Annotated in this window: 16 protein-coding genes; 3 read left to right on the top strand and 13 right to left on the bottom strand. The window is 64.1% G+C overall.

The annotated features are described in order from the left end of the window. Positions 1–14: 14 nt before the first annotated feature. The 9 genes from bamC to AWB74_RS11170 form a co-directional block, all read right to left on the bottom strand. Positions 15–1,157 (bottom strand): outer membrane protein assembly factor BamC, encoded by a 1,143-nt coding sequence (bamC, locus tag AWB74_RS11210; RefSeq protein ID WP_061146836.1) that lies wholly within the window; start codon positions 1,155–1,157, stop codon positions 15–17. A 194-nt stretch (positions 1,158–1,351) separates the two neighbouring features. Further along, positions 1,352–2,257: a 4-hydroxy-tetrahydrodipicolinate synthase gene (dapA, locus tag AWB74_RS11205; protein WP_061146835.1), complete on the bottom strand. Its 906-nt coding sequence runs from the start codon at positions 2,255–2,257 to the stop codon at positions 1,352–1,354. A 63-nt stretch (positions 2,258–2,320) separates the two neighbouring features. Further along, positions 2,321–2,905, bottom strand: coding sequence for a class I SAM-dependent methyltransferase (locus AWB74_RS11200; RefSeq protein ID WP_061146834.1), 585 nt, complete (start codon positions 2,903–2,905; stop codon positions 2,321–2,323). Beyond that, a complete protein-coding gene (locus AWB74_RS11195; RefSeq protein ID WP_061146833.1) occupies positions 2,905–4,107 on the bottom strand; it encodes a tryptophan--tRNA ligase in 1,203 nt (400 codons plus the stop codon). The genes AWB74_RS11200 and AWB74_RS11195 overlap by 1 nt, the downstream gene beginning before the upstream one ends. A gap of 4 nt (positions 4,108–4,111) precedes the next feature. Then, positions 4,112–4,777, bottom strand: coding sequence for a site-2 protease family protein (locus tag AWB74_RS11190; protein ID WP_061123868.1), 666 nt, complete (start codon positions 4,775–4,777; stop codon positions 4,112–4,114). A gap of 132 nt (positions 4,778–4,909) precedes the next feature. Next, positions 4,910–5,539 carry an L-threonylcarbamoyladenylate synthase gene (locus AWB74_RS11185; RefSeq protein ID WP_061146832.1) on the bottom strand — a complete coding sequence of 210 codons (630 nt, stop codon included), beginning with the start codon at positions 5,537–5,539 and terminating at the stop codon, positions 4,910–4,912. A 150-nt stretch (positions 5,540–5,689) separates the two neighbouring features. After that, on the bottom strand, positions 5,690–6,520 hold the full coding sequence (locus AWB74_RS11180) for a 3',5'-nucleoside bisphosphate phosphatase (protein WP_061146831.1): 831 nt from the start codon (positions 6,518–6,520) through the stop codon (positions 5,690–5,692). Positions 6,521–6,590: 70 nt separating this feature from the next. Then, a complete protein-coding gene (locus AWB74_RS11175; RefSeq protein WP_061146914.1) occupies positions 6,591–7,475 on the bottom strand; it encodes an alpha/beta fold hydrolase in 885 nt (294 codons plus the stop codon). Positions 7,476–7,533: 58 nt separating this feature from the next. Beyond that, entirely contained in the window at positions 7,534–8,373 is an 840-nt protein-coding gene (locus AWB74_RS11170) for a ferritin-like domain-containing protein (RefSeq protein ID WP_061146830.1), read from the bottom strand. 209 nt (positions 8,374–8,582) lie between these two features. Between AWB74_RS11170 and AWB74_RS11165 the strand changes: the two genes are divergently transcribed. From AWB74_RS11165 to AWB74_RS11155, 3 genes are all read left to right on the top strand, one after another. Further along, entirely contained in the window at positions 8,583–9,107 is a 525-nt protein-coding gene (locus tag AWB74_RS11165; protein ID WP_061123873.1) for a gamma carbonic anhydrase family protein, read from the top strand. Between the two features lie 43 nt (positions 9,108–9,150). Continuing rightward, entirely contained in the window at positions 9,151–10,101 is a 951-nt protein-coding gene (hslO, locus tag AWB74_RS11160) for an Hsp33 family molecular chaperone HslO (RefSeq protein ID WP_061146829.1), read from the top strand. A gap of 164 nt (positions 10,102–10,265) precedes the next feature. Further along, positions 10,266–10,616, top strand: a complete 351-nt coding sequence (locus AWB74_RS11155) for a hypothetical protein (protein ID WP_061146828.1) — start codon at positions 10,266–10,268, stop codon at positions 10,614–10,616. 85 nt (positions 10,617–10,701) lie between these two features. Here the strand turns inward: AWB74_RS11155 and ftsB are convergent, their stop codons facing one another. From ftsB to AWB74_RS11135, 4 genes are all read right to left on the bottom strand, one after another. After that, positions 10,702–11,166, bottom strand: coding sequence for a cell division protein FtsB (gene ftsB, locus AWB74_RS11150; protein WP_061146827.1), 465 nt, complete (start codon positions 11,164–11,166; stop codon positions 10,702–10,704). A gap of 112 nt (positions 11,167–11,278) precedes the next feature. Continuing rightward, positions 11,279–12,562, bottom strand: coding sequence for a phosphopyruvate hydratase (gene eno, locus AWB74_RS11145; RefSeq protein WP_061146826.1), 1,284 nt, complete (start codon positions 12,560–12,562; stop codon positions 11,279–11,281). Between the two features lie 247 nt (positions 12,563–12,809). After that, the gene (gene kdsA / locus AWB74_RS11140) at positions 12,810–13,664 is read right to left on the bottom strand and encodes a 3-deoxy-8-phosphooctulonate synthase (RefSeq protein ID WP_061146825.1); all 855 of its coding nucleotides are present in this window, start codon (positions 13,662–13,664) and stop codon (positions 12,810–12,812) included. Then, positions 13,661–15,355, bottom strand: a complete 1,695-nt coding sequence (locus AWB74_RS11135) for a CTP synthase (RefSeq protein WP_061146824.1) — start codon at positions 15,353–15,355, stop codon at positions 13,661–13,663. The genes kdsA and AWB74_RS11135 overlap by 4 nt, the downstream gene beginning before the upstream one ends. Positions 15,356–15,429: the final 74 nt, after the last annotated feature.

Here is a 15,429-nt window from a genome sequence, read left to right as displayed (position 1 = left end):
CTTCGGCATGTCGTTTAGTTCAACTGCGCGTGCAGCAACGAAACGATGCGCTGCGCATCGGACGAGGTGTCCGGCTGGCCGTTCGCATCGACGACGCCGACTTGCGTCACGGAGTCCGCCTTCGGCTTCACGTTGACGAGGAACTGGCGCGTGGGCTTCGGCGTGTTGCTCGAGAACATCTTGCCGAAGAGCCCTTCCTTCTTCAGCTCGGCCATCGAATCGGAGAAATGCACGTAGTAGATGCCCTTCTCGCGATCGCGATTGTCGACCGTGAAGTTCGTGCGGTCGAGCGCGAGACCGACGCGCAGCCACGCACGATCAAACGGCTCGGCGAGATCGAGCGTGGAGCCGTTCGTGCCCGCGTCCACCGCCACCTTCGCGCCCGCCGGACGCGCATCGGCAATCAGCTTCTTCGACTGGTCTTCGGTCAGGCCGAACTTCTGCATCAGCTTGCCGAGGACCGCGGATTCGAGCGCCGGATTGCGCGGACGGGCTTCCCAACGCGAAGACGTCTTGTCCTGACCGGTCAGCACTTCTTCCATCGCGCTGTGCGTGATCGAGATGTCGGTCGAGCCGTCCGATGCGCGATCCACCTGCGTGCGGAACATGTCGCGCGTGCCCGACGAATACGCGAAGTCGAGCAGCTTGCCCACGCTGTTCCTGAACCAGTCGTTCGGAATGTTCGCGCGGTTCTCGGCCCAATCGGTCGCCATGATGCCGGTCTGCGGCGCGTCGGTCTTGAGCGTGAAGCCGTTCTCTTCCCAGAACTCCTTGGTCGGGCCCCAGACCTGATCGGGCGAGCGGCCATCGACCACGAGCCAGCGGCGATCGCCGTCCTTCTCGACGTGCATGCCGAAAGGATCTTGCGCCGTCGGCACGCCGAGCGTCGCGTTGCCCGCCGGCGTGACCGCGCGCTCTGCGCCGCCGCCGAGCGCGTTCACCTTGGGCGGCGCGGCATAGCGCTGGCTGATGTCGGCCGTGCTGAGATCAGACGGCACGCTGAGCGCTGGTGCGGTTTCAGCAGCCTTGTAGTTGACGCGATCCGGCGCGAGCCAGTCGTTGAGCGTGTCGCAACCCGCGAGCGCGAAAACTGCGCCGGCGCCGAGCGACAGCACGCTCAGGCGTTTGGCTTGCGTAAGAAAAGCGGAACGTTTCATGAGGTCCTTCTTTGCTGCTGATGACGCATTGCCTTGCGACCATCCCGTTCGAGCCGGGCAGGTCGGCGAAGCCAATACGAGGCCAAAGCGAGGCCAACGAGCGGCGGTGGATGACTGAAGGTGTGGTTCAATTCGATCACTTGCGGCGGCGCGGTATTTCGATTCCTTGTGGCTTGGCGCGCCGCCTCACGTGATCAGGCGAGAAGGCCGGACTCGCGCAACGCGTCACGCACGACGTCGTGATAGCGCGCATCGAGCGGCGTGAGCGGCAGACGGATGCCGCCTTCCATGCGGCCCAGTTCGGCGAGCGCCCACTTGGCCGGAATCGGATTCGATTCGCAGAAGAGTTGCTTGTGCAGCGACAGCAGCTTCAGATGGATGCGGCGCGCGGTGATGGCGTCGCCTTCCAGCGCGGCGCGGCAAAGCTGGCTCATTTCCTTCGGTGCGACGTTCGCCGTCACCGAGATATTGCCGTGACCGCCGAGCAGCATCAACGCGATGGCCGTGGGATCGTCGCCGCTGAAAATGCTGAACTGCGCCGGTGCGTGCTTGATCAGATGCGCGGCGCGGTCGATGTTGCCCGTCGCTTCCTTCACACCGATGATGCCCGGCACGACGGCGAGACGCAGGATCGTCTCGTTGCTCATGTCGGCAACTGTGCGGCCCGGCACGTTGTAGAGAATGACCGGAAGATCGACGGCTTCGGCGATCGCCTTGAAGTGGCGATACATGCCTTCCTGCGTCGGCTTGTTGTAATACGGAACGACTTGCAGCGTGGCGTCGGCGCCGACCTTTTTCGCGTGCTTCGAGAGTTCGATGGCTTCCGCGGTCGAATTGCCGCCCGCGCCCGCGATGATCGGAAAGCGCCTGGCCGCATGCTCGACCGCCGTCTGAATCATCAGGATGTGCTCTTCGACCGACAAAGTGGCCGACTCGCCGCTCGTGCCCACCACGACGATACCGTTCGAGCCCTGTTCGACGTGCCAGTCGACCAGTTTTCGAAACGCCGGCAGATCGAGACTACCGTCCTCGTGCATCGGTGTGACGATGGCAGGGATGCTGCCGCGGATCTGGATGCCGCCGTGTGTTCCGTTTGTCATGAAACTCTATGAATTTAATCGAAAATTTAATCGCGAAAAGCGATATTACGCGATTGTAGCGGATTAGCCGGTCAACGCGTAACGTGGCGGACCCGGGGGTGTGTTACCAATCGTGAGCACACTTTCCGCTGACTGAGGCTCGGAAACGGCGCAGATTCGCTGCACGTAGGCAGCACGCGGGTCTTCGACGAATCCGTCCTCGTACGCGATCACGCGCAGACGGCCGCGCACGGCATCCAGCAGTTCGCCGGGCCGAAGCAGGAAGGCAGGATTAGACGGTTTGCCGATGCTGCCGTTGCCCACCGCGAAGGTTTCGTAGATCAGCACGCCGCCGGGCGCGAGCGCGTCGGTGAGATGACCGAACAGCGGCCGATGCAGGTAGTTCGTGACGACGACCACATCGAAGGTGCGGTTTTCCGGAAACGGCCACGGCGCGCCTTCAATGTCCGCTGTCAGCGTCTCGATGCCCGCGCACGCGTGCATCGACGCAAGCGCGCCGGCGTCGCGATCGATCGCGAGCACGCGGTTCCCGAGCGACGCGAACCAGCGCGCATGGCGCCCGCTGCCCGCGGCGACGTCGAGCACCGTGCCGCCGGGCGCGGCGAGATGCGCCCAGCGTGTGACCCAACCGCTTGGCGCGCTTTCCATCAGTTGTAGGAAAGGCCCATCGTCTCGCGCACGTCGCGCATCGTTTCGGTGGCGAACTTGCGGGCCTTGTCGCAGCCGTCCGCGACGATCGCGCGCAACAGCGACGGATCATCCATGTACTTCTGCGCGCGCTCGAGCATCGGCTGCTGCTCGCGCAGGATGCCTTCGATCACCGGCTGCTTGCATTCCAGACACCCGATGCCCGCGCTACGGCAGCCCTTCTGCACCCACTTGTGCGTCTCTTCGTCGGTGTAGACCTCGTGCAGCTTCCACACCGGGCACTTGTCCGGATCGCCCGGATCGGTGCGGCGCACGCGCGCCGGGTCAGTCGGCATCTTGCGGACTTTCTGCTCGATGGTCGCGGCATCTTCACGCAAGCCGATGGTATTGCCGTAGGACTTCGACATCTTCTGGCCATCGAGGCCCGGCATGCGCGACGCTTCCGTCAGCAACACCTGGGGCTCGACCAGGATGATCTTGCGCGAGCCTTCCAGATAGCCGAAAAGGCGCTCGCGATCGTTCATCGACAGGCTTTGCGATTCCTGCAGCATCGCGCGGGCTTGTTCGAGCGCTTCGTCGTCGCCTTCCTGCTGATACGCGACGCGCAGCTCGTGATACAGCTTCGAGCGCTTGCCGCCGAGCTTCTTCGCGGCTTCCATCGCCTTCTCCTCGAAACCCGGCTCGCGGCCATAGAGATAGTTGAAGCGGCGGGCGATTTCGCGCGTCATTTCGACGTGCGGCACCTGATCCTCGCCGACCGGCACCAGCGACGCGCGGTACAACAGGATGTCGGCCGCCATCAGCACCGGATAGCCGAGGAAGCCGTACGTATCGAGATCCTTTTCCTTCAGCTTCTCGATCTGCTCCTTGTAGGTCGGCACGCGTTCGAGCCAGCCGAGCGGCGTACCCATGCCGAGCAGCAGCGAGAGCTCGGCGTGCTCCGGCACGCGGCTCTGGATGAAAAGCGTGGCCTGCGCCGGATCGATGCCCGACGCCAGCCAGTCGATGAGCACCTCCCAGACGTTTTTCTCGATGACCTCGGGCGTCTCGTAGTGCGTCGTAAGCGCGTGCCAGTCGACCACCGCGAAGAAGCACGGATACTCGGACTGCAGCCGCACCCAGTTTTTCAGCACGCCGTGATAGTGGCCGAGGTGCAGCGACCCGGTGGGCCGCATGCCGGAGAAGATACGGTCAGGGAACATGATGTTATGGAAATAGTGAAGCGAGGGGATTCAGGATGGCCGACACCGCCGAATAGCCGACATGCACGAGCGGCCCGAGCCAGAAGCGCGTCAGCACGCCCGTGACGACGAGCGCCATCACGATGAAGAAGCCGTAAGGCTCGAGCTTGGAGAAGGCGATCGATGCGCGCACCGGCAGAAGCGCCATGACGACCCGGCCGCCGTCGAGGGGCGGCAGCGGGAAGAGATTGAGCACGCCGAGCACGAGGTTCACGCTGATGCCGGCCTGCGCCATGCCCGTGAAAAATGGCTCATCGACGTGATAGGCCCTGAGCAGAACGAACACGACGCCCCAGACGATCGCCTGCACGAAGTTGCTGCCGGGGCCGGCCGCGGCGACCCACAGACTGCCCCAGCGCGGATTGCGCAGATTGCCGAACGCCACCGGCACGGGCTTCGCGTAGCCAAACATGAATGCGCCGCTCGTCACGAAATACAGGACGATCGGAATCACGATCGTGCCGATCGGGTCGATGTGGCGCATCGGGTTCATGGAGACGCGGCCCAGCACATAGGCCGTGTTGTCGCCGAGCAGCCGCGCGGCATAGCCATGCGCGGCCTCGTGCAGCGTGATCGCGAAGATCACCGGGAGCGCGTAGACCGCGATGGTTTGTATCAGGGAAGGATCCATAGCGCGTTATTGTATCAAGCAGGCAGGTCTCGACAGACGCGCGCGGCGGGTCCGGGCGCGCACAATTTCGCCCTCGACCCATGCCGGAGCACGTATTCGGGAATTACGCCCGTGTGCGCTACTGCGCGGCGCCTACGCCGTGAGCCCGAACGGTTCGAGACTGCCTCTCCCCGCGCGCACGAGCACTGGCTCCCCCGAAGAAAGATCGATCACCGTGGATGGCTCCGCCGGGCACGCGCCCGAATCGATGACCAGCTCGATCTGCTTTTCCAGCCGCTCGCGGATTTCTTCGGGATCGTTGAGTGGCTCGGTGTCGGGCGGCAGGATCAGCGTCGATGCGAGCAGCGGCTCGCCGAGCGCTTCCAGCAGATCGAGCGTGATCCGGTGATCCGGCACGCGCAGTCCGATCGTCTTGCGCGACGGATGCGACAGCCGGCGCGGCACTTCCTTCGTCGCCTGCAGCACGAACACGTAGGGCCCCGGCGTCACCGATTTGATCAGCCGGTATTGCTGGTTATCGACCATCGCGAAATTCGACAGCTCGGAGAGATCGCGCACCAGCAGCGACAGCAGTTGCTTGTCGTCGATGCCGCGGATGCGTCGCAATCGCTCGACCGCGTCCTTGTCGTCGAGATGGCAGGCGAGCGCGTAGCTCGAATCGGTCGGCAACGCGACGAGCCCGCCGCCACGGATGATCTCCGCGGCCTGGTTCATGAGCCGCGGCTGCGGATTGTCCGGATGAATGCGAAAGAATTGAGACATGGCGACGCCTTATTGTTTCGATCGTTATCGAAAAGGCGGCGCGCGGCGCGGACCGCGCATGCTCACGCGCCTTCCCGGATGGTGCGTGCGGAAAATACCGTTGATGCAAAGACCGTGCGCGCGCGGCAAAGAAATGCGCGCCGAGGGAGGCTAAAGCCAGCGCTCCCAGACGGGCGTGAGATCGTCGGGCAGCGGCGGAAGCTTGCCCAGATCGACGCGCCCTTCGCCCGCGCCGTGAAAGTCAGACCCGCGCGACGCCTCGAAGCCGTAGCGGCGCGCGACATCGGCGTATTCGCGGTATTGATCGGGTGTGTGACTGCCCGTCACGACCTCGATCGCACGGCCGCCGAGCTGAATGAATTCGTCGAAGAACGCGGCGAATTCGACCGGCGTGTAATCGTAGCGGCCGGGATGCGCGATGATCGGCTCGCCGCCCGCCTCCTTGATCCACTTCATTGCGTCCGCAAGCTTCGCCCAGCGATGCCCGACGAAACCCGGCTTGCCGTCGCCGAGATAGCGCGCGAAGACGTCGGAAGTCGATTGCGCATAGCCCGCCTCGACCAGATAACGCGCGAAATGGGTGCGCGAGATCATGTCGGGGTCGTCCGTGTAGCGCAGCGCGCCTTCATGGCAATTCGGAATGCCGATCGCGTCGAGCGCCTCGCCGATCGCCACGCCGCGCGCCGCGCGCCCGTTGCGCGTGGACGCGAGCCCGCAAAGCAGCGCTTCGTTGGCCGGATCGACGTTCATGCCGACGATATGCACCGTGCGCGACGCCCACGTCACCGAAATCTCGACGCCCGCGAGGTAGCCCATGCCCAGCGCCTCGGCCGCCTTGCGCGCTTCGTCCTGCCCGCCCAGCTGATCGTGATCCGTGAGCGACCAAAGCGTCACGCCGTTCGCATGCGCGCGCGCCGCGACCTCGGCGGGCGCGAACTGGCCGTCGGACACGGTGGAGTGGCAATGCAGATCGGCGTTCATCGTGGACTCTTGGGTTTCAATGACATTCTAACTGTAACGGCATGACACGCCGGTTATGTAATGCCTGCCTTCACGCGCAGAATGCCTCGACGAGCGCGGCGACGCGTTCCGGCTGGTCGTGATGGATCATGTGGCCGGCGTCGTCGACGATTTCCTCGCGCCAGTCGGGAAAAGCGGCAAAGCGCGTCTTGAACTCGGCGACGGGCGTCTCACCCGCGAAAGCCGCGAGCGTCGGCGAATCTTTGGCTTCGACGTGCAGCACCGGCGCCGCGACGCGCGCCCACGCCGCGGTGACCTCGTCCAGCCGGTACAAGGTCGGTCCACGCAACTTGTGCGCCGGATCGGCGAGCAGATGAAAACGCCCGTCCGCTTCCTGGCGCGACCAGTGCTGGGCGAGATAGCGCGCACGGGCGAGCGGCAGACGCGGATTCGTGCGGATCAGCCGATCGGCGACTTCGTCGAGGCTCGCGTAGCTGCGCAGCGCGGGCGGCACGCGCAGATCGTCGAGCCATTGCGTGAGACGCCCTGGCGACTGCGACGGGCGCATCGCTGGCAGGCCGAAGCCTTCGAGATCGACTACGCGGCGCACGCGCGAGGGCCGCACGCCCGCATAGAGCAGCGCCACGTTCGCGCCCATGCTGTGACCGACGAGATTCGCCGGCGCGCCCGGCGCGTAGCGGTCGAGCAACAGGTCGAGATCGGCGAGATAGTCGGGGAAGTAATAGTGGCCGCCGCCCTTTTCCGCGACAGGCCAGTCGGACAGACCGAAGCCGCGTGCGTCGGGCGCGAGCACTTGCCAGTCGCCGGCGAGCGCATCGACGACGAACTGGAACGACGCCGAAACGTCCATCCAGCCGTGCAGCATGAACAACATGGGGGCGTCGGGCGAACCCCAGCGGCGCACGTGCAGACGCACGCCGCGCGCATCGACGAAATCGGAACGCGATTCTTTCATGGTCACGTCTCGCATCGGTTGCAAAAAAATATGATCGTTCGATTATAGCGGCGCTGCCCTACTTCGCATCGTCGAGGCCGGCGAGCGCGCGCAGTTCGGCTTCGTCGAAACCGGCGTCGCGGCGCGCGTCGAAGTTGAACGGCCCACGCAGCTTCGGCGCGTGATATTGCTCCGCGAGGCGTTCGTAAGTCGGGTGCGGATCGATGCCTTGGCCGTCGCAGAGAAAGCGGAACCAGCGATTGCCGATCAGCACGTGGCCGATCTCGTCGCGCAGGATCACATCGAGAATGGCTGCCGATGCGTGATCGCCCGCCTGCGCGAGACGCTTTCTGATTGGCGGCGACGCGTCCAGCCCGCGCGCCTCAAGTGTGCGCGGCACGAGCGCCATGCGCGCGAGCACGTCGCCGCGCGTGCGTTGCGCCATCTCCCAAAGGCCGTCGTGCGCCGGAAAATCGCCGTATGTATGGCCGAATTCGGCGAGCCGCGCGCTCAGAAGCGAGAAATGATGTGCTTCCTCCGCCGCCACTTTCAACCAGTCGAGATAAAATTCACGTGGCATCAACGGGAAGCGCCAGACGGCATCGAGGGCCAGGTTGATCGCATTGAACTCGATGTGCGCAAGCGCGTGCAGCAGCACGGCGCGTCCCGCATCGGACTGCATGCTGCGGCGCTTCAGCGACGACGGCGCAACGAGTTCCGGCCGCGTGGGCCGGCCGGGCAAGTCGTCCGGCTCCTCGAACGTCGCGTCCGGATCGATGCGCACGGGCGCCGCGCGCACCGCGTCCCACAGCGCGCGGGCGTGCGCCGCCTTGAGCGCGGGCGCGTGTTCGCGCAGGATCTCGAGCGCCGCGTGACGCGCGCAGTTGTTGGCCTCAGGGGACATCGCAGGGTCGTGCATCGAACTATCTCGGAAACGGCGTCGAACGCGGCGGTCCGGCGGACGGATGTCGCAAACAGCTAAAATAGTAATCCCGGTGAGCGTCGCAAACCGCGCAACGATCGCGCGGCGAAACACGTCACGCCGCTCCGGCAGGCGCGCATTTTAGCGCCGCCGGCCGCGGCGCGCCCCGCGTCCCATCCTCACGACACCCCGCCTCAGGAGACAATGTGGCCATCTATAAACTCGGCGACGACGCCCCCACCATCCACGAAAGCGTGTTTCTCGCGGATACCGCGACGATCATCGGCCGCGTGACGCTCGAGGAAAACGCGAGCGTCTGGCCCGCCGCCGCCCTGCGCGGCGACAACGAGCCGATCGTCGTCGGGCGAGGCAGCAACGTGCAGGAAGGCGCCGTGCTGCACGCGGACCCGGGCTTTCCTCTGACGATCGAAAACGACGTCACCGTCGGCCATCAGGCGATGCTGCACGGCTGCACGATCAAGGAAGGCTCGCTGATCGGGATTCAGGCGGTGGTCTTGAATGGTGCGGTGATCGGCCGCAACTGTCTGGTTGGCGCGGGCGCCGTCGTCACCGAAGGCAAGGTGTTCCCGGACAACACGCTGATTCTCGGCTCGCCCGCGAAGGCCGTGCGGGAAATCGGCGAGGCGGACATCGCCCGCATGCGCGCGGCCACGGCAAGCTATGCCGACCGGCGCGAATACTACAAGGCGCAGCTCGTGCGCATCGGCTGAAGACCCGAAAGAACGGGCGAGCCTCAACACCCAAGGAAGAGTTGTGAACGACCAGTTGCAGAAATTCATGTTCAACGCGGCGCCCGTGCGCGGCGAGATCGTTTCGTTGCGTAACACGTGGCAGGAAGTGCTCGCGCGCCGTGCCTATCCGCCGGCCGTGCGCAACGTGCTCGGCGAGATGATGGCCGCGTGCGCGCTGCTGTCGGCGAATCTCAAATTCGACGGCACGCTCGTCATGCAGATCTACGGCGACGGCCCGGTGAAGATGCTGGTCGTGCAGTGCAACTCGAACCTGTCGCTGCGTGCCACGGCGAAGCTCGCAGAAGGCGCGGAAGCCGAGCTCGAAAGCGAGATGTCGCTTGCCGGGCTGCTGAACCGTCACGGGCGCGGGCGCTGCGTCATCACGCTCGATCCGGCCGACAAGAAGCCGGGACAGCAGCCGTATCAGGGCATCGTGCCGCTGTCGGGCGAGCACGGCCCGCTTTCGTCGATGGCCGAAGTCCTCGAGCACTACATGCACCACTCCGAGCAGCTCGACACGCGCTTGTGGCTCGCCGCGGACACGGATCGCGCGGTCGGCATGCTGTTGCAGAAGCTGCCGGGCGACGGCGGCATCGTCCCGCATCCGGGCGAGCACGACGCCGACACCTGGCAGCGCGTCTGCCATCTCGGCAGCACGCTTTCGACCGAAGAATTGCTGAAGGAAGAACCGGAGACGGTTTTCAAGCGCCTGTTCTGGCAGGAGAACGTGCAGCACTTCGAGCCGGCGGCGGCGCGCTTCCATTGCACGTGCTCGCGCGAGAAGGTGGGCGGCATGCTGAAGATGCTCGGTCGCGAAGAAGTCGACGGCGTGCTCGCGGAGCGCGGCGAGGTCGAAGTGCATTGCGAGTTCTGCAACCAGCGCTATGACTTCGACGCTGTCGACGTTGCGCAACTTTTTGTCGCAAAAGAACTCTCACAAGGCGTGAGCCCGGCGCCGGGACAACGGCACTGAACACGGCGCGAACCCTTGTCCGGCGGAGATGGCGGCGCGTTCATCGGGGCTTTGGCGGCACGGCGAATGATCGTCGCGCCCACCCGCGGCGGGTGTCTCGCGAAACCCGCCGCGCGCTATGATGAGAGTCTTACTTAGTTGTCCGACCCGCTGGAGGTCGCAAAATGAAACCCTCGACGTTCAACCGGAATCTCATGTCGTGTATCGCCGGCGCGGCGCTCCTCGCCGGCTGCGCGATGGACCCGCCCGGCCCTTCGCCGATCTATAGCCGTCTGCCCGACACGCCGCCTGCGTTGCAGCAGGCACTGACGCCGCAACAGCAGATGGAACGCTACAACGCCATCGACAAGCAGGCGCTCAACGAGTCGCAGCAGGCCGCCGCCGCGGGCAATGCCGCGAAGACGATGTCGCAGTTCTATGCACCCATGCCGGTCTCGGTGTATGGCGGATATTCGAGCGGCGGCTGGGGCGGCCCGTACTGGGGCACGGGCGTCGGATTCGGCACTGCCTGGTGAACGAGTCGGGAATACGTCCGCAGAAACAAAAATGGCGCGGTCGATCACCGCGCCATTTTTTATGCAGTTCGATAAAACCGCGCCGCTATTGAGCCGCGCCCTGCTGCTTCTTCGCTTCAGCCGCTTTTTCCTTCCGCGCCTTCTTGTCCAGATCGCGCAACTCCTGCTTCGAGCGCGAGACGGGGTTCGGCACCACGCGCAGCGGCGCTGCCGAGACCTGACCGCGCGTCGAGCCGTTCATGCCCGGCACGTTCGCGGAATTGACGGGCGCGGTTGAATTCGGCGAGACGAATTGCACGAAGACCTCGCTGTCCTTCACCATGCCCATTTCATAGCGCGCGCGCTCTTCCACGGCGGCGGTGCCTCCTTGCAGATCCTGCACTTCGCCCTGGACGCGCTCGTTGCGCAATCGCAGGTTCGTGTTCTTCTCCGTCTGCTGCGCAAGCTGCTGCTGCAATTCATGCACGCGCAGCCAGCCGCCGTGCCCCCACCAGAGCGGGTATTGGATCAACACCAGCAACAGAATCAGAACGACAGTTACGAGCCGCATTCACGTAGCCGAAATAAGCGCAGCCCGGCGGCCTCGATTGACTTCGAGAACCGTGGGCCGCGGGCTTCAAAAGATGACTTAACGTCCTTTATCGACTAAAGCGGCAAAAGCTTTAGCGCAAGTTGTAGAACGCCGACTTGCCGGGATAGCTAGCGATATCGCCGAGATCTTCCTCGATGCGCAGCAGCTGGTTGTACTTCGAGATGCGGTCGCTGCGCGACAGCGAGCCGGTCTTGATCTGGCCAGCGTTCAGGCCGACCGCGATATCCGCGATCGTCGAGTCTTCCGTTTCGCCCGAGCGGTGCGAGATCACAGCCGTGTAACCCGCGCGCTTGGCCATCTCGATGGCCGCGAAGGTTTCCGTCAGCGTGCCGATCTGGTTGATCTTGATCAGGATCGAGTTCGCGATGCCCTTCTCGATGCCTTCCTTCAGGATGCGCGTGTTGGTGACGAAGAGATCGTCGCCGACGAGCTGAATCTTCTTGCCGAGCTTGTCGGTCAGGATCTTCCAGCCTTCCCAGTCGCTTTCGTGCATGCCGTCTTCGATCGACACGATCGGGAACTTGTCTGCAAGCGTAGCCAGATAGTCCGCGAATTCGCCCGACGACAGTTGCAGGCCTTCACCGGCGAGCTGGTACTTGCCGTCGTGATAGAACTCGCTCGCCGCGCAGTCGAGCGCGAGCAGCACGTCTTCACCCGCGCGATAGCCGGCCTTCTCGATGGCTTGCAGGATGGTGGACAGGCACTCGTCGTTGCTGCCGAAGTTCGGCGCGAAGCCGCCTTCGTCGCCCACTGCCGTGCTCATGCCGCGCTCGGCGAGAATCTTCTTGAGCGCATGGAACACTTCCGCGCCGCAGCGCAGGGCTTCGCGGAACGTCGGCTGGCTCACCGGCACGATCATGAATTCCTGAATATCCAGGCTGTTGTTCGCGTGTGCGCCGCCGTTGACGATGTTCATCATCGGCACCGGAAGCTGCATCGCACCCGAGCCGCCAAAGTAGCGGTACAACGGCAGGCCGGCTTCTTCAGCGGCGGCCTTCGCGACGGCCATCGAGACGGCGAGCATCGCGTTCGCGCCGAGACGCGATTTATTGTCCGTGCCGTCGAGCTCGAGCAGGGTCTTGTCGAGGAAAGCCTGTTCCGAGGCGTCGAGGCCCATGATGGCTTCGGAAATCTCGGTATTGATGTGTTCGACCGCCTTCAGCACGCCTTTGCCGTTGTAGCGGCCGGCTTCGTCGTCACGCAGTTCGATGGCTTCGCGCGAACCGGTGGACGCACCCGACGGAACCGCCGCGCGGCCCATCGTGCCCGATTCGAGCAACACGTCGCATTCGACGGTCGGATTGCCTCGCGAATCGAGAATCTCGCGGCCGATGATATCTACGATAGCACTCATGGTTTCCTCAAGAAATGACGATGAATTCTGTCAGTCACAACGAAGCGCGCCGCGTGTTTTTACACTTCGATACACCCTTTCGGCGCGCGCTTCACTGGTTTCGCTCAGACCTTTTCGATGACCGCCGGGTTCAGCTCCGGCGCACAGAGCGGTCGTCCGGGACCGGCGATGCGGTCCATGTGACCCGTTGTCGCGACACGGGCGCCGATGATGACGCCCGCGTAGCACTACCTGTTGCTGCCGATGCTCAGTTGAAATCGTTCTCGAGAAACGAGCCGCTTTTCACGGCGCGATCGATCGTGATGAGCGTCGAGAGCAGCGCTTCCATGTGATGCAGCGGCACCGCATTCGGGCCGTCCGACTTCGCGCAGGCCGGGTCCGGATGCGTTTCCATGAAGAGACCGGCTACGCCCGTCGCGACCGCCGCGCGCGCCAACACCGGCACGAATTCGCGCTGGCCGCCCGAGCTCGTGCCCTGCCCGCCCGGCAACTGCACCGAATGCGTTGCGTCGAACACGACCGGCGCATTGCTTTCGCGCATGATCGCGAGCGAGCGCATGTCGGACACGAGATTGTTATAACCGAACGACACGCCACGCTCGCACGCCATGAAGCGGTCTTCCGACAGCCCCGCTTCGCGCGCGGCGTCACGCGCCTTGTCGATCACGTTCTTCATGTCGTGCGGTGCAAGAAACTGGCCCTTCTTGATGTTCACCGGCTTGCCCGAACGCGCGCAAGCGTGGATGAAATCGGTCTGACGGCACAGGAACGCGGGCGTCTGCAACACGTCGACGACCGATGCGACCGCTTCGATTTCCTCTTCCGTGTGCACGTCCGTGAGAACGGGCACGCCGAGCTGCTTTTTCACTTCGCCAAGAATGCGCAGGCCTTCGTCCATGCCGGGGCCGCGAAACGACTTGCCCGAACTGCGGTTCGCCTTGTCGAACGACGACTTGTAGATGAACGGCACGCCGAGCTTCTGCGTGATTTCCTTCAGCCGCCCGGCGACGTCGATCGTCATTTGCTCCGACTCGACGACGCACGTGCCCGCGATCAGGAAGAACGGCTTGTCCAGACCGGCTTCGAAGTGACACAGCTTCATGCTTGCGCTCCCGCGGTGGCCGCTGCGCGGACCGGCGTCTTTGCGCCCGCGCCTTCGGCGTGCGCGCGCGCCGCTTCGACGAACGCCTTGAAGAGCGGATGCCCGTCACGCGGCGTCGAGGTGAACTCGGGGTGGAACTGCACGCCGACAAACCACGGGTGCAGCGACTGCGGCAACTCCATCATTTCGGGCAGATCCTCGCTCGGGGTACGGGCGCTGATGATAAGCCCGCCAGCCTCGAGCTGGGGCACGAAACGGTTATTGACTTCATAACGGTGACGATGACGCTCGTTCACATCCGTGCCGTAAATGCGTCCGGCCATCGTGCCGGGCTTGATCGGGCACTTCTGCGAGCCTAGGCGCATCGTGCCGCCGAGATCCGACTCTTCGCTGCGCTTTTCGATGCGGCCCGCGCGGTCGTACCACTCGGTGATGAGCGCGACGACCGGGTTTTCCGTGTCCTGATCGAACTCGGTGCTGTTCGCATCGGCGAGACCGGCGACATCGCGCGCGAACTCGATCACCGCGAGCTGCATGCCGAGGCAGATGCCGAGATACGGCGTCTTCGATTCACGCGCATAGCGGATCGCCTTGATCTTGCCTTCCGTGCCGCGACGGCCGAAGCCGCCCGGCACCAGCACGGCGTCGAGATGCTTCAGTGCGTCGGTGCCTTCGGCTTCGATCTGCTCCGAATCGATGTACTCGATGTTGACCTTCGTCGACGTATGAATGGCCGCGTGGCGCAGCGCTTCGATCAGCGACTTGTACGACTCGGTGAGCTCGACATACTTGCCGACCATGCCGATGGTCACTTCGCTCTTCGGGTTCTCGAGCTTCTGCACGAGGTCCGACCACATCGTCAGATCGGCAGGCGGCGGCGAGAGCTTCAGCTCTTCGCAGATGATGTCGTCGAGATGCTGGTCGTTGAGCATCTGCGGAATCTTGTAGATGCTGTCCGCGTCCCACACGGAGATCACGGCGTCTTCCGGCACGTTCGAGAACATCGAGATCTTCGAGCGCTCGTCGTCGGGAATCGGGCGGTCGGCGCGGCACAGGAGCACGTTCGGATAGATACCGATTTCGCGCAGCTTCTGCACGCTGTGCTGCGTGGGCTTCGTCTTCAGCTCTCCGGCGGTGGCGATGAACGGCACCAGCGTCAGGTGCACGAAGCACGCGCTGTTGCGGCCCATGCGCAGGCTCATCTGACGCGCGGCTTCGAGGAACGGCAGCGATTCGATGTCACCCACCGTGCCGCCGACCTCGACGATCGCCACGTCCGGCTGGCCGCACGTCGCCGCTGCGGCGCCGCGCTCCACGAATGCCTGGATTTCGTTGGTGATGTGCGGAATGACCTGCACCGTCTTGCCGAGATACTCGCCGCGGCGTTCCTTGCGGATCACGGATTCGTAAATCTGGCCGGTGGTGAAGTTGTTGGCCTTGCGCATCTTCGTGCTGATGAAGCGCTCGTAGTGGCCGAGGTCGAGGTCGGTCTCCGCGCCGTCTTCCGTCACGAACACTTCCCCGTGCTGGAACGGGCTCATCGTGCCGGGGTCGACGTTGATGTAGGGATCGAGCTTGAGGAGGGTGACTTTTAGACCGCGCGATTCGAGGATCGCGGCGAGGGAGGCGGCGGCAATACCCTTGCCAAGGGACGAAACTACGCCGCCGGTGACGAATACATATTTGGTCATCGCTAGATGCTCGCGGGAAAAACGGATTATACCGTAAAGGCAGGTTCCCACGAAGCGCGCGCGCCGCCGGAATT

The sequence above is a fragment of the Caballeronia arvi genome (genome assembly GCF_001544695.2).
Taxonomy (GTDB): Bacteria; Pseudomonadota; Gammaproteobacteria; order Burkholderiales; family Burkholderiaceae; genus Caballeronia; species Caballeronia arvi.
This window is presented reverse-complemented; position numbering and strand designations above follow the sequence as displayed.

Bases quoted from the DNA above. Each gene is read 5' to 3' on its own strand.
- eno (WP_061146826.1), bottom strand. From the start codon at position 12,562: ATGAGTGCTATCGTAGATATCATCGGCCGCGAGATTCTCGATTCGCGA.
- bamC (WP_061146836.1), bottom strand. From the start codon at position 1,157: ATGAAACGTTCCGCTTTTCTTACGCAAGCCAAACGCCTGAGCGTGCTG.
- AWB74_RS11135 (WP_061146824.1), bottom strand. From the start codon at position 15,355: ATGACCAAATATGTATTCGTCACCGGCGGCGTAGTTTCGTCCCTTGGC.
- AWB74_RS11175 (WP_061146914.1), bottom strand. From the start codon at position 7,475: ATGAAAGAATCGCGTTCCGATTTCGTCGATGCGCGCGGCGTGCGTCTG.
- AWB74_RS11200 (WP_061146834.1), bottom strand. From the start codon at position 2,905: ATGGAAAGCGCGCCAAGCGGTTGGGTCACACGCTGGGCGCATCTCGCC.
- dapA (WP_061146835.1), bottom strand. From the start codon at position 2,257: ATGACAAACGGAACACACGGCGGCATCCAGATCCGCGGCAGCATCCCT.
- AWB74_RS11190 (WP_061123868.1), bottom strand. From the start codon at position 4,777: ATGGATCCTTCCCTGATACAAACCATCGCGGTCTACGCGCTCCCGGTG.
- AWB74_RS11155 (WP_061146828.1), top strand. From the start codon at position 10,266: ATGAAACCCTCGACGTTCAACCGGAATCTCATGTCGTGTATCGCCGGC.
- AWB74_RS11195 (WP_061146833.1), bottom strand. From the start codon at position 4,107: ATGTTCCCTGACCGTATCTTCTCCGGCATGCGGCCCACCGGGTCGCTG.
- AWB74_RS11185 (WP_061146832.1), bottom strand. From the start codon at position 5,539: ATGTCTCAATTCTTTCGCATTCATCCGGACAATCCGCAGCCGCGGCTC.
- AWB74_RS11170 (WP_061146830.1), bottom strand. From the start codon at position 8,373: ATGCACGACCCTGCGATGTCCCCTGAGGCCAACAACTGCGCGCGTCAC.
- kdsA (WP_061146825.1), bottom strand. From the start codon at position 13,664: ATGAAGCTGTGTCACTTCGAAGCCGGTCTGGACAAGCCGTTCTTCCTG.
- AWB74_RS11180 (WP_061146831.1), bottom strand. From the start codon at position 6,520: ATGAACGCCGATCTGCATTGCCACTCCACCGTGTCCGACGGCCAGTTC.
- ftsB (WP_061146827.1), bottom strand. From the start codon at position 11,166: ATGCGGCTCGTAACTGTCGTTCTGATTCTGTTGCTGGTGTTGATCCAA.